This window comes from Kitasatospora sp. NPDC048662, from assembly GCF_055587065.1.
Genome location: NZ_JBVJHA010000005.1, coordinates 387,768 through 401,875, shown reverse-complemented (window position 1 = coordinate 401,875; position 14,108 = coordinate 387,768). Strand labels below are relative to the sequence as shown.

Annotated in this window: 9 protein-coding genes; 6 read left to right on the top strand and 3 right to left on the bottom strand. The window is 73.2% G+C overall.

Going from position 1 to position 14,108, the window contains the following annotated elements:
- Positions 1-122 precede the first annotated feature (122 nt).
- Positions 123-2,249, bottom strand: coding sequence for an alpha-galactosidase (locus ACZ6R9_RS17690; RefSeq protein ID WP_465538802.1), 2,127 nt, complete (start codon positions 2,247-2,249; stop codon positions 123-125).
- A gap of 138 nt (positions 2,250-2,387) precedes the next feature.
- On the opposite strand from ACZ6R9_RS17690, the gene ACZ6R9_RS17685 reads away from it, so the two are divergent.
- From ACZ6R9_RS17685 to ACZ6R9_RS17660, 6 genes are all read left to right on the top strand, one after another.
- A complete protein-coding gene (locus ACZ6R9_RS17685; RefSeq protein ID WP_380485280.1) occupies positions 2,388-3,563 on the top strand; it encodes an ROK family protein in 1,176 nt (391 codons plus the stop codon).
- A gap of 552 nt (positions 3,564-4,115) precedes the next feature.
- A complete protein-coding gene (locus tag ACZ6R9_RS17680) occupies positions 4,116-5,408 on the top strand; it encodes an ABC transporter substrate-binding protein (RefSeq protein WP_465538801.1) in 1,293 nt (430 codons plus the stop codon).
- A complete protein-coding gene (locus ACZ6R9_RS17675) occupies positions 5,405-6,379 on the top strand; it encodes a carbohydrate ABC transporter permease (RefSeq protein ID WP_465538800.1) in 975 nt (324 codons plus the stop codon). The genes ACZ6R9_RS17680 and ACZ6R9_RS17675 overlap by 4 nt, the downstream gene beginning before the upstream one ends.
- Positions 6,380-6,386: 7 nt before the next feature.
- Positions 6,387-7,232 (top strand): carbohydrate ABC transporter permease, encoded by an 846-nt coding sequence (locus ACZ6R9_RS17670; protein ID WP_380485276.1) that lies wholly within the window; start codon positions 6,387-6,389, stop codon positions 7,230-7,232.
- A 147-nt stretch (positions 7,233-7,379) separates the two neighbouring features.
- Complete coding sequence (locus tag ACZ6R9_RS17665; RefSeq protein ID WP_465538799.1) at positions 7,380-9,326, top strand: glycoside hydrolase family 5 protein; 1,947 nt, start codon at positions 7,380-7,382, stop codon at positions 9,324-9,326.
- 39 nt (positions 9,327-9,365) lie between these two features.
- Positions 9,366-12,419, top strand: a complete 3,054-nt coding sequence (locus ACZ6R9_RS17660; protein WP_465538798.1) for an alpha-mannosidase — start codon at positions 9,366-9,368, stop codon at positions 12,417-12,419.
- Positions 12,420-12,445: 26 nt separating this feature from the next.
- On the opposite strand, the gene ACZ6R9_RS17655 is transcribed toward ACZ6R9_RS17660, so the two are convergent.
- Positions 12,446-13,432: a sensor histidine kinase gene (locus ACZ6R9_RS17655; protein WP_380485271.1), complete on the bottom strand. Its 987-nt coding sequence runs from the start codon at positions 13,430-13,432 to the stop codon at positions 12,446-12,448.
- Positions 13,422-14,087: a response regulator transcription factor gene (locus ACZ6R9_RS17650; RefSeq protein ID WP_380485269.1), complete on the bottom strand. Its 666-nt coding sequence runs from the start codon at positions 14,085-14,087 to the stop codon at positions 13,422-13,424. Before ACZ6R9_RS17650 ends, ACZ6R9_RS17655 begins: the two co-directional genes overlap by 11 nt.
- Between the last annotated feature and the right edge of the window lie 21 nt (positions 14,088-14,108).

Genomic DNA, 14,108 nt, shown 5'->3' with positions numbered 1-14,108 from the left:
CGCTGCGCGGCACACCGCTGCGCGGCACACCGCTGCGCGGCACACCGCTGCGCGGCACACCGCTGCGCGGCACACCGCTGCGCGGCACACCGCTGCGCGGCACACCGCTGCGCCGCCGGCGGTCAGCTGTCGGTGCGGTGCAGGCGGACCAGGCAGCTGGCGTAGTCGCCGGCCGGCAGCGGTGGCTCGATGCCGCGGTGGACCAGGACGGCGCCGCTGTACTCGCGGCCCCGGTCCGGGTCCAGGTAGCGGGCGGCGGGGTCGAGTGCGGGCAGGCGGACCGGGGCGGGCGGGTGTCCGAAGCGGGTGCTGGGGCGCCAGACGAGGAGCGCGTGGTCCCGGCCGTCGCGGGAGGCGTAGTGGACGGCGGCCACCGGTCCGGGCGGCGTGAGCCGGTGCTGGACGCCGTGCTGGACGAGCGGGCGGATCTGCTTGTAGCGGGCGACCAGTTCGGCGGCCTCGGCGAGGTCCGCCGCGGGCCAGGACGCCAGGTCGCCGCCGATCCCGAGCGCCCCGGCCATCGCGACGTGGAAGCGGAACCGCAGCGGGGTGCTCCGCCCGGTCGCCGGGTTGGGGCTGTCGGTGACCCAGGCGGCCATCGCCTGGGCGGGGAAGAGCTGCGAGAAGCCGTGCTGGATCCCGATCCGGTCGACCGGGTCGGTGTTGTCGGACGTCCAGGCCTGGTCGGTGCGGGCGAGCATGCCGAGGTCGACCCGGCCGCCGCCGCCGGCGCAGGCCTCGATGCGCAGCCCGGGGTGGTCGGCGCGCAGCCGGTCCATGATCCGGTGGACGGCCCGGGTGTGTCCGATCCACAGCCGGTCCGGGTCCGGGTGACCGTCCCAACCGGCTTCGGTGAAGGGCCGGTTGGCGTCCCACTTCAGCCAGTCCACGGTGTGTTCGCGGATCAGGGTGTCGAGCGTGCGGTGGGCCCAGGACTCGACCTCGGGCCGGGCGAAGTTCAGCACCAGCTGGTGGCGCAGTTCGGTGGCGTCCAGGTGCGGGGAGTGCACCACCCAGTCGGGGTGGGTGCGGTACAGCTCGCTGTCGCGGTTGACCATCTCCGGCTCCACCCAGAGCCCGAACTCCATGCCGAGCCGGTGCACTTCGTCGGCCAGTGGGCGCAGGCCGCGCGGGAAGGCGGCGGGCCGGGGCGTCCAGTCGCCGAGCCCGGAGCGGTCGTCGCACCGGGTGCCGAACCAGCCGTCGTCCAGGACGAACAGCTCGGCGCCGAGCCCGGCGGCGAGCCGCGCCAGGCGGAGCTGGCCGGCCTCGGAGACGTCGAAGCCGGTGGCCTCCCACGAGTTGTACAGCACCGGCCGGTCCCGTTCTGGCTGCGGCAGGACGTGCCGGCGCAGGTGATCGTGCCAGGCGGTACTGGACGCGCCGAAGCCGTGCGCGGTGTACAGGCCGGCGAACACGGGGGTGTGCAGCCGCTCGCCGGGCCGCAGCGTCCAGGCGGTGCCGTCGTGGCCGAAACCGCCGGTCCAGCCGGTGCGGCCGACCGGGTCGCGGTGCACGGTGATGCGCCAACTGCCGCTCCAGGCCAGTGCGGTGCTCCACACCTCGCCGTGTTCCTCGTCCGCGGTGCCGTCGTCCACGGCCAGCCAGGGGTTCGCGTGGTGCCCGGTCAGGCCCCGACGGCTGGTCAGTACGGTCTCGGCGACCGGCAGCCGGTCGCGCCGCAGCTGGAACTCGCTGTTCCAGCCGCCCACCAGGTGGCTGAGCCGGTAGTCGGGCAGCGCGGGGGTCCGCCAGGCGGCCGAGTCGAGCCGGTCGACGGTGATCGGCCCGTCGGTGCCGTCCTGGGGGCCGAGGTGGGTGAGCTCGGTCCAGCGCTCGATCACGTCGCTGCCGGGCCGGACGCGGTAGCAGAGTTCGGCGCGCAGCGGGCGGCGGCGGTCCTGGAGGCGCAGCCGCAGTTCGCCGCCGTCGGCGCGGTGGCCGGTGAAGCGCCACTGGGCGCCCCGGGTGCCGTCGGCGAAGCGGACCTGGAGGCCGGCCGGGCCGAAGCGCGCCCCGGTCTGCGGCGCGAGCTCGTCGGCGGCGGCGTCGTCCTCGAAGCTGCTGTCGGCGGGGGAGCCGGTCGCGGGCAGCGCCGCCAGGTCGGCGGTGTCGAGCGGGGCGCCCCAGTACAGGTGCCGGGGGCTGCCGTCGGGGTGCAGGCGCAGGGCGTACACGCTGTTCGGGGTGCGCAGGACCGCGAGGCCGCGGTCGGGGTCGAAGCTGACGGGTGGAGACGTGGCGGGCACGAGTGAATCCCCTGACGCGCGAAGGGAGTTGGAAGGCGTCCAGGGCCTGTCCGGCCGGAGGCGGCTTTCGAGCGTAGGGCGGCCTCGATCCCCGAATCAATACTGTCGGAAGTTATTTATTTGCTCTAGATTGCCTCCGTGTTTCGACAACGCTCGCAGCCCCTTGTCAGCGCCCCGGCCGAGACCGCGATCCTTGCCCGTCTGCTGGCCGAAGGGCCGCTCAGCAGAGTGGAGTTGGCGCGCCGCACGGGGCTCTCCTCGACGGCCGTCACCAAGGCGGCCCGGCCGCTGATCGACGACGGCTACCTGTACGAACTGCCGCCCGAGCGCACCGCCCCCGGTGCGGGCCGGCCGGTGTACCCGCTCGCGGTCGACCGGGACCGCGAGTACTTCCTCGGCGTGAAGATCAGCGCCGACCAACTCTTCGGCGCGGTCTGCGACTTGAGGGCCGGCATCCGGGACACCGCAGTCCGGCCGGTGGAGGTCTGCACCCCGGAGGCCGTCACCGCGCTGCTCGCCGAACTGGTCGACGAACTGCTCGACTCCGAGCCCGGGTTCCGGGCCCGCACCCGCCACCTCGGAGTCGCGGTGAACGGCGACGTGGACCGCGACAGCGGACGGCTGCGGCACTCCGGCCTGCTCGGCTGGCGCAACGTCCCGCTCGCCGAACTACTGGAGTCCGCCACCGGGTTGAGCGTCACCGTGGAGAACGACGTGCGGGCGCTGACGGTCGCCGAGCACTGGTTCGGCGAAGGCATCGGCACCGGCTACTTCGCCCTGGTCACCATCGGCTCCGGCATCGGCTCCGCGCTGGTCGTCAACGGCCAGATGATGCGCGGCGCGTACGGCGTCGCCGGCGAGGTCGGCCACCTGTGCGTCGACCCGGCCGGGCCGCGCTGCCGGTGCGGCGCCAGAGGCTGCGTCGAGGCGATCGGATCGATCGACGTCATCCTCGACACCGTCCGGCAGGCAGCCGGAGATCCGCGGCTCACCTTCCCCGAGGTGGTCACGATGGCCCGCGAGGGCCGACCCGAGGCCCGCGAGGCATTCGCCAGGGCCGGGAAGGCGATCGGCACCGGCATCGCCGCACTGGTCAACCTGATCGGCCCGGAGCGGGTGGTGGTCAGCGGCGAGGGCGTCGACGCCTACGACCTGTTCAGCCGTCACATCCAGGACGCGTACGCGGCACACGCCTTCGGCGCGGCCTCCCGCTGCCCGCTGTCGCTGCGCCCGCTGCCCTGGCAGGAGTGGGCCCGCGGCGGCGCGGCCGTGGCCATCCAGGCGCTCTTCCCGCAACCCCCGTCCGGCGGCTGACCCGCAGCCGCGCCCGACCGTCCGACTTCCCGACCACCGACCGTCCGACTGCCGACACCCAGACCGCCGACCGTCCGACCGCCGATTCCCGACCGCCGATTCCCGACCGTTGACCGCTGACCGCTGACCGCTGACCGTCCGACTGCCGACCCCGGCCGCCGGACCGTTGAACGCTCGGCCCCTCGACCTCGGCTCCCTCGACCGCCGATCTCTCGGCACCGATTCCCGGCCCGCGGCGACGCGGCGGTGGCCATCCAGCGCACTTCCCACAACCTACCGGCCGGCGGCTGACCCGCTGCCGCTTCCGCCCCCTCGATCCCCGACTCCTCGGCGCCGATTTCCCGGTCTCCGACTGCCCGACGCCGACCGCCAGCCCCGGCCCCTCGACCGCCGACTTCCCGACCTCCGATTTCCACACCCCCCGACCGCCGACCTTTCGGCCCCCGATTCCCGACCCCCGACCGCCGCCCGTCCGGGCCGGCCGGTACCGGCGATGTGCCGGTCGGGGAGAGCAAGTGCCCTGCACCCCCTCACAGCAAGGACACGCGCCCCATGAACATCCCCGTGAACACCCCCGCGCCCCGGATCGGCCGACGCCGATTCCTCACCGGATCGCTGCTGATCGCCGCCGGAGCGGTCGTCAGCACCGCCTGCAGCACCGACCCCACCGGAGGGTCCTCCGGCGGGAAGACCACGCTCAACGTCTGGTACCACGCCTACGGCGAGGCCGGCACCCAGCAGGCCGTGCTCCGCTACGCCACCGCCTTCACCAAGGCCAACCCGGACATCGCGGTCAAGGTGACCTGGGTTCCGGGCGATTACGCGGGCAAGCTCTACGCCAGCCTGCTGACCGACGCGGCCCCCGACGTGTTCGAGATCGGCGACTTCGACGAGGGCCTCGCCCATCGCGGGCAGATCGCCCCGCTCGACGAGCTCTACGGCGACACCAGGGCCGACTTCGGCGCCGCCGCCCTCGACACCGTCACCGTCGAGGGCAAGCTGCACGGCGTCAAGATGATCGACGACGTGCTGATGCTCTACTACCGCAAGAGCGCCCTGACCGCGGCCGGGATCACCCCGCCCACCACCTTCGACGGCCTGGCCGCCGCCGCTAAGGCGCTGAGCACCGGAAAGTCCAAGGGCCTGTACCTGGGCACCGACGGCACCGGCGACGGCCCCGCTCTCGCCGTGATGTCCACCGGCGGCGAACTGGTGACCCGCGAAGGCAAGGTGGCGTTCGGCTCGCCGCAGGCCCTGGAGGCGCTCACCGCCTTCAAGCGTCTGCACGAGGACAAGTCGCTGCTGCTGGGTTTCACCACCGACTGGTGGGACCCGTCCGCGTTCACCCAGGGCATGGCGGCGATGCAGTGGTGCGGCCTGTGGGCGATGCCGGCCGTCCGGACCGCGCTCGGCGACGACTTCGGCGTCATGCCGTGGCCCGCGTTCCGCGAGGGCGGCACCCCCGTGCTGCGGGTCGGCGGCTGGACCAGCTGCGTCAACGCCAAGGGCCGGCACGTGGACGCGGCGAAGAAGTTCGTCCAGTGGCTCTGGGTGCAGAACTCGGACCTTCAGCGGGACTTCGCCGAGAGCTACGGCCTGCACGTGCCGCCGCGCACCTCGGTGGCGGCCACCGCGACCAAGCTCACCACCGGACTCGCGAAGGACACCGTCGAACTCGCCCGGAGGTACGGCCGGCACAACCCCGGCACCTGGAACACCGCGGTCAGCACCGCCTTCAACGCGGCCGCGGCGAAGATCGCCACCGGGCAGGGCGACCCCGCCGCCCTGCTCGCCGACGCGGCGAGCAAGGCCCAGAGCGAGATCGACAAGCAGCTCGGCCGATGATCCCCGCCCTCGACAGGACCCGCCCCGCGGCCGGCCGACGAAACCGTACCGCCCGGGCCGGCCGTCACCACCGCACCGGCCGCTCCGGCCGGCTCGCGTTCGTCCTGCTCACCGCGCCGATGCTGATCGGGCTCGGCCTCTTCAAGTACCTGGCGATCGGCTGGAGTTTCCTGCTCAGCCTCAGCGAGGCCCGTGGCAGCATCGCCCTCGGCCACTGGGTCGGACTCGACAACTACCGCACGCTGCTGGCCGATCAGGCCTTCCGTGACTCGCTGCTGACGATCCTGCTGTTCACCGCCTTCATCGTGCCGGTCACCTTCGCCGCCTCGCTCGGCCTCGCCCTGCTCGTGCACCGCGTCCGGCGCGGCCGGGCACTGCTGCGCACCGCCTTCCTGGTCCCGACCGCCGTCTCGTACGTGGCGGCCTCGCTGCTGTGGAAGATGTGCCTGTTCAACGGCCTGCCGACCGGCGTCGCCAACCTGATCGGGGGCTGGTTCGGCGCCGAGCCCGTGCCCTGGCTGCAGACCGTCTCGCCACCGCTGTACTGGGTGGTGCTGGTGACGCTGCGGCTGTGGCTCCAGGTCGGCTTCTACATGGTGCTGTTCCTGGCCGGCCTGCAGGCCGTCCCACGGGAGCTGTACGAGGCCGCGGCGCTCGACGGGGCCACCGGCCGGCGGCTGCTGACCGGCGTCACCCTGCCGATGCTGCGCAACACCTCCGTCGCCGTGCTGATGCTGCTGTTCATCGCCGCGTTCCAGGCCTTCGACGAGTTCTACAACCTGTTCAGCAGCGGCATGTCCGGCACCGGGACGGCGCCCGTGCAGACCCCGCTGGTCCACCTCTACAACACCGCCATGGGGAGCCAGAACTACGGCGTCGGCTCCGCCGGGGCGTTCCTGCTGACCGCCCTGATCGTCGGGGTGACGCTGATCCAGGGCCGGGTCACCGGATTCGGCCGGGCCGGGGAGTGAGCGCCGGATGAGCACCCTGTCCGCCCCGCTGCGAGCCGCCCGCCTCACCGTCCGCGGTCTGCTGATCGGCCTGCTGACCGCGCTCTTCCTGGCGCCCTTCTACCTGATGCTCCGCAACGCGCTGATGGACAGCCGGGGTCTGACGGCGCCGGAGTGGACGTGGTGGCCGTCCACCATGCACCTGGAGAACTTCACCGCGCTGTTCGAGGACCCGTCCGTCGCGATGGGCCCGGCGCTCGGCAACTCGCTGCTGGTCGCCGCCGTCACCGCGCCGCTGTCCACGCTGCTCGCCTCGGCCGCCGGGTACGCGCTGGCCCGGATTCCCGTCCGTGGGCGCGGCGTGGTGCTGGCGCTGGTGGTGGCGACGCTGATGATCCCCGGCTCGGCCACCTTCGTGCCGACGTTCGTGGTGGTCGGCTCGATGGGGGGCGTCAACACGCTGTGGGGCATCATCGCGCCCGGCCTGTTCAACCCGTTCGCGGTGCTGCTGTTCCGCAACTTCTACCTGCAGTTCCCGGACGAGATCGAGGACGCCGGCCGGCTCGACGGCCTCGGCTGGCTCGGCCTGTACCGGCGGATCGCGCTGCCCAGCTCCGGGGCGATGCTGGCCTCGCTCGGGGCGCTGTCCTTCATCGACAGCTGGAACGCCTTCCTGTGGCCGCTGGTGATCGGCCAGGACCCGTCCGCCTGGACCGCGCAGATCGCGCTGTCCACCTTCCTCACCTCGCAGACCATCAACCTCCCCGGGCTGTTCGCCGGCGCTGTGGTCACCATCACACCGCTGGTCGTCATGTTCCTGGTCGCCCAGCGGTACATCGTCGAAGGCATCGCCTCCAGCGGCCTCAAGGGCTGACCCGGCGTCACCACCCGCACCACCGCACGGCCGCAGCACCCGCACCACCACGCAACCGCACGGCCGCACCACCACGCAACCGCACCACCCGCGCCACCGCACCGCGCAAGGTCAGACGCACCTCTCCCCCCTCGTCAGGAGCGTTCCGTGAAACCTCGCACCACTCTCCGGTGCGCGTCCGCCGCCCTCGCCGCGGCGTGCGCCCTCCTGCTCGGCACCCTCGCCCCCACCGCGTCCGCCGCGACCGTTCCCACTGCGGACACCCCGACCGCGGCGCCCGTCCTCACCGGCCCGCAGCTCGCCGCCTCCTGGGCCGGCCCGCTGTCCACCCGGGGCCGGTACGTCGTCGATGCGAACGGCGACCGGTTCAAGCTCAAGGCCGGCAACTGGGCCGGGGCCCAAGGCACTTGGCAGGGCAGCGGCGATGTCCGCGACCCGGCGAACCACCAGGCCCGGCAGCTGTCGAACAACATTCCGCTGGGCCTGGACCGGACTCCGATCGCCCGGATCCTGGCCGACTTCCACACCATGGGCCTGAACAGCATCCGTCTGCCGTTCGCCAACGCGCTCGTCCACGACACCACCGCCGTCCCGGACGCGGCCGTCGCGGCCAACCCGCAGCTCAGGGGGAAGACCCCGCTGCAGGTGATGGACGCCGTGGTCGCCGCCCTGACCGCGGACGGCTTCGCGGTGATCCTCAACAACCACACCACCAGCTACCGGTTCTGCTGCGGCCTGGACGGCAACGAACGCTGGAACAGCGGACAGTCCACCCAGCAGTGGATCGACGACTGGGTGTTCCTGGCCAAGCGGTACCAGGACAACAAGCGGGTGGTCGGCGCCGACCTGCGCAACGAGGTGCGCCGCGACACCTGGAACGACGCCAACTGGGGCTGGGGCGACGACCACGACCTCAACCAGGCGCTGGAGGACGCCGGCAACCGGATCCTCCAGGCCGACCCCGACCTGCTGATCGTCATGGAAGGCATCAACTGGCAGGGCATCCCGACCGACCTGACCCCGCACTGGCGCCCGATGCTCACCCCCGTCGCCACCCTGTCCAACACCCTGATCCGCTCCGACAAACTCGTCTACTCCGCGCACTTCTACGGCTACACCGGCCCCAGGCACACCGGCGCCACCGGCACCGGCGAGACCCACGACCCGCGCTACGAGGAACTCACCCCCGACCAGCTCGCCCAGGCCGTTGACGAGGAAGCGCTGTTCGTGACCCGCACCGGCCAGCACTTCACCGCGCCGGTGTGGATCAGCGAGTTCGGCGCCGCCGGCCGCGGCCCCGTCGATGCCCGCGAACGCGCCTGGTTCGACACCTTCACCGACATCCTGGTGCGCAACGACACCGACTTCGCGATCTGGCCGCTGGTCGGCTGGAGCGACTCCACCGGCACGCCGCAGGACAACTGGGCGATGGTCAACTACACGGCGGACGGCACCCGGCTCGGCGTCATGGACACCGGCGACTGGCGCGCCGCCGACTGGAACAAGCTGATCGCCGCCCCCGCCCGCAGCGGTCCGGTCGCCGACGGCCCGCGCTGGAACATGCTCAACCTCGACCACTACGACGCCAACCTGTCCGCCGCCATGCTGGCCGGGCCCGACTGGTCCTACGGCAACCGCAAGGGCAACTGCCCCGACACCCAGCGCCTGGTCGGCCTCGGCCGCGGCGACAGCCGCGGCCTGTGCACGGACGCCGGCCGGCCCGCCAAGGGCGCCGGTGCCTGGACCACCGTCACCGACGAGCGCTACGTCACCCACGGGGACTGGGCGAGCGGCTACAACAAGCTCCAGTGCCCGGACAACACCTTCGCCGTCGGCTACAGCGTCAACCGCAACGCGATGTCCGCCCTGCTGTGCGCGCCCGCCGCCACCGCGCTGCCGCTGACCGGGCGCAACGTGTGGTTCGACAGCGGGGACAACCGGCCCGCCGGCGGCGGTTCGGCCGCCAGCGACTGGGCGCCCGGTTACTACAAGGGCCAGTGCGCCGACAACGAGTACCTGGCGGGCGTCGCCTACACCTGGAAGTGGACCCACGGCGGCGTGCCGGACGCGCTGCTGTGCCGCCCGCTGAACTGACCCGCCCGCACCCGCGCCCGCCACGAACGGAGCACTCCCGTGCACAGCAAGCAGCGGTTGACCGAGCAGCGGCTCGCCCGCGTCCTGTCGCAGCGCATCCGCCCGGCCGTCCACGGCCGCGCGCTGCCACTGACGGTGGAGATCTGGGACGCCCCCGGCGAGCCGGTGCCCGCCGCGCAGGCGATCGCCGCGTCCTACCGGCCCGTCGCGGTGGGGCACCGGTGGGGGCCGGCCTGGTCGACCAGCTGGTTCCGGATCAGTGGCGAAGTCCCCGCCCACTGGGCGGGGCAGCGGATCGAGGCGGTGCTCGACCTGGGCTTCGACGTCACCGGCCCCGGCTTCTCCACCGAGGGCCTGGTGCACCGCCCCGACGGCGGCGTGGTGAAGGCGCTCAATCCGCGCAACGCCTGGATCCCCGTCGCCGACCCGGCGCGCGGCGGCGAGCGCTTCACGTACTACGTGGAGGCCGCCGCCAACCCGACCGTGCCGCTGCCCGGCGAGGCGCACCACGCGCCGACCCGGGCCGGGGACCGGCCGGCCTGGCTGACCGGCACGGGGGCCGCCGACGGCGACCCGCTCTACCGGCTGCGCCGGGCCGAGCTGACCGTCTTCGACCGGGAGGTCTGGGAGCTCGCCCAGGACCTGGACGTGCTCGGCGAACTGATGCACGCCCTGCCCGAGGGAGCGGAGCGCCGCTGGCAGCTCCTGCACACCCTCGAACGGGCCCTGGACGCCGTGGACGTGCAGGACGTCCCGGCCACCGCGGGTGCCGCCAGGGCCGTGCTGCGCCCGGCCCTGGCCGCGCCCGCGACCGCCGGCGCCCACCGGATCTCCGCGGTCGGGCACGCCCACATCGACACCGCCTGGCTGTGGCCGCTGCGCGAGGCCGCCCGCAAGGTCGCCCGGACGGTCTCGAACGTCACCCACCTGATGGACCATCACCCCGGCTTCCGCTTCGCCATGTCCCAGGCGCAGCAACTGGTCTGGCTGAAGGAGCAGCACCCGGCGCTCTACGCCCGGGTGCGGGAGAAGGCCGCGAACGGGCAGTTCCTGCCGGTGGGGAGCCTGTGGGTGGAACCCGACACCAACATCACCGGCGGGGAGGCGTTCGCCCGCCAGCTCGTCCACGGCAAACGGTTCTACGCGCAGGAGTTCGGTGTCGAGACCGAGGAGCTGTGGCTGCCCGACACCTTCGGCTACCAGGCGGCGATGCCGCAGCTGCTGAAACTCGCCGGGGTGCGCTGGTTCCTCACCCAGAAGATCTCCTGGAACACCACCAATAAGTTCCCGCATCACACCTTCTGGTGGGAGGGCATCGACGGCACCCGGATCTTCACCCACTTCCCGCCCGCGGACACCTACAACGGCGAGCTGACCGGCGCCGAACTCGCCCACAGCGTCCGCAACTTCCAGGACAAGGGGCCCGCCAACCGCTCGCTGCTGCCGTTCGGGTACGGCGACGGCGGCGGCGGGCCCACCCGGGAGATGCTGGCCCGCGCCGATCGGCTCGCCGACCTGGAGGGCTCGCCGCGGGTCGCGATCGAAGCGCCCGCCGCGTTCTTCGCGCGCGCCCACGCCGAGTACCCGGACGCGCCGGTGTGGCTCGGCGAGCTCTACCTGGAGTTCCACCGGGGCACGCTGACCAGCCAGTTGCGCACCAAGCAGGGCAACCGGCGCAGCGAGCACCTGCTGCGCGAGGCCGAACTGTGGTCCGCCACGGCCGCCGTGCACCGCGGGCTGCGGTACCCGTACGAGGCCCTCGACCGGCTGTGGAAGACCGTCCTGCTGCACCAGTTCCACGACATCCTGCCCGGCTCGTCCATCGCCTGGGTGCACCGGCAGGCCGAGGAGACGTACGCCGCCGTCCACGCCGAACTGACCGGGATCGTCGACGCGGCGCAGCGGGCACTGGCCGGTCCCGGGGACGGCACGGTGGTCTTCAACGGCGCGCCGTACGCCCGCGGCGGCGTCCCCGCGTTCGGCTCGGCGCCGCGCGGGGTCGATCCGGCGCCCGCGGTGGATCCGGTGCGGGCCGCCGAGGGCCGCCTGGTCCTGGACAACGGGCTGGTCCGGTTCACCCTCGACGCCTGCGGCCTGGTGGTCTCCGCCATCGACCTGGCCGCGGGCCGCGAGGCCCTGCCGCCGGGCGCCGCGGCCAACCTGCTCCAGCTCCACCAGGACTTCCCCAACGAGTACGACGCCTGGGATCTCGACGCGTTCTACCGCAACACCGTCCGCGACCTGGACCGGGCCGACGAGGTGGCGGCCGTGCCCGGCGGCGTCGAGGTCCGCCGGAGCTTCGGCAGCTCGCGGATCCGGCAGCGGCTGTCCCTGCGGGAGCGCGCCCGGCGCCTCGACATCGACACCGAGATCGACTGGCACGAACGCGAACGCCTGCTCAAGGCGGCCTTCCCGCTGGACGTGCGGGCCGGCCACTCCACCGCCGAGATCCCGTTCGGCCACGTCGAGCGCCCCACCCACACCAACACCAGCTGGGACGCGGCCAGGTTCGAGATCTGCGCCCACCGCTTCCTGCACGTCGGCGAACGGGGCTGGGGCGCGGCCCTGGTCAACGACTCCACCTACGGCCACGACGTCACCCGCGAGGTGCGCCCCGACGGCGGCACCACCACGACGGTGCGGCTGTCCCTGCTGCGCGCCCCGCGCTTTCCCGACCCCGACGCGGACCAGGGCACCCACCGCCTGCGGTACGGCCTGGTGCTCGGCGCCGGGGTCGCCGACGCCGTCCGCGAGGGTTACGCCCTCAACCTTCCCGAGCGCGCCGTGCCCGGTGGCACGGCGGTGGCTCCGCTGGTCGCCGTCGCGGACGAGGGCGTGGTGATCGAGGCCGTCAAACTCGCCGACGACCGGTCCGGCGACCTGGTGGTCCGTCTCTACGAGGCGCACGGCGGCCGGGCCCGCACCACCCTGGCCGTCTCCGTCCCCTGGCACACCGTCACGGAGACCGACCTGCTGGAGCGCCCGCTGCCGGACGCCGAGCCCGTACACGCCTGCGACCATCCCCGGCCGGTCCTCGCCCTTCGCCCGTTCGAGATCCGCACCCTGCGGATCGCCCTCGCCACCGGGGCCTGAGCCCGGCGGCCTGAGCCCGGCGGCCGTCAGCCCGGCAGGCGCATGCGGAGCAGTGAACCGCCGTGCGGGGCGGGGGAGATGGTGAGCTCGCCGGCGTGGGCGTCCAGGACGGCGCGGACGATGGCCAGGCCCAGGCCGGTGCCGGCCAGGCCGGTGGCGGGGGAGTGGGCGAAGCCGATGCCGGTGTCCTCGACGTCGAGTTCGGCGCCGTGCCGGGCGGTGCGGCAGCGCAGCGTGATGGCGTCGCCGGGGCCGGTGTACTTGACGGCGTTCTCCACCAGGGCGTCGAGGGCGGCCTCCAGGCGGGATTCGTCGCCCTCGATGCGGACGGCGGGCGCGTCCAGGTGCCAGTGGCGGTCGGTCGCGGGCCGCCAGCGCTGGACGGTGCGGTGGACCAGCGCGTCGAGGTCCACGGGGCCGTGGTCGGGTTCGGCGGGCCGGTAGGCGTCGGCGAGGACCAGCAGGCGGCCGGACAGACGGGCGAGTTTGTCGAGTTCGTCGAGGACCACGTCGAGGTCCTCCCGACCGGCCCCGGCGGGCAGTTCGCCCTGGACGAGTTCGGCGTAGCAGCGGGCGACGGTGATCGGGGTGCGCATCTCGTGCGAGCAGGTGCGGACGAAGAGTTCCTTGTCCTGCTGGGCGCGGCGTTCGCGTTCGGCGGCGGCGCGGACCTCGGCGAGGGCGGCGGCGCGGCGGCGCACGTGCCAGGCCATGGCGAGGAACACCAGGGCCATCAGCGGGACTTCGGCGAGTTCGTCCCAGCCGAGGTGGCCGTACCAGGCGTACGCGGTCATGGTGCCGCCGGTGACCAGGGTGACGGTGGTGAGCACCGCGGCCGTCCGGCGGGGGGACCAGGACTGGAAGCCGTAGACGATGGACATGCTGATCCACACCAGGTGGAACGCCACCGTCTCCAGGTGGGGCTCGACGAGCAGCACCAGCTGGGTGCAGGCCACGAACAGCACCCAGCCCGCGAAGAGCGCGCGGTCGCGTGCGCGGCGGTCAGCAGACACTGAACGCGTACCCGACGTTGCGCACCGTCTCGATGATCGGCCGTGGCGCCTTGCCGCGGATCCGGCGGACCGTCACGTCCACCACGTTGCTGGCCAGGTCGTCGCTGTAGCCCCAGACGCCGGCCAGCAGTTCGTGCCGGCTGCACACCTGGCCGGCCTGCCGCATCAGGTGGCCGAGCAGCATGAACTCCCGGTGGGAGAGCGGGATCTGCCGCCCGTCGATGCCGAGTGCCTGCCGTTCGAGGTCGAGCGCGACGTCCCCGACCCGCAGCCAGCGCTGGGGCGCGCCGGCGGGCGCGGTGCGCAGCCGGGAGCGGACGCGTTCGACCAGCTCGGCGGTGGCGAAGGGCTTGCCGAGGAAGTCGACGGCGCCGATCCGCAGGCAGCGCACCCGGGTGGCCACGTCCGCCACTGCGGACAGCACCAACACCCGCTGTTCGGGGCGGAGTTCGAAGGCCTGCCGCATCACTTCGAAGCCGTCGAAGCCGGGTAGCATCAGGTCCAGCACGACCAGGTCGTACGCGTCCTCGCGCAGGCGGCGGACGGCCTCCGGGCCGGTGGCGGCGCCGTGGACGAGGTGGCCGTCCGCGCTCAGCGTGCGGGTCAGGTAGGCCCGCAGGCGGGCTTCGTCCTCGACGACCAGCAGTCGTGCCATGCTCGGTCCTGTCTCCCCCCG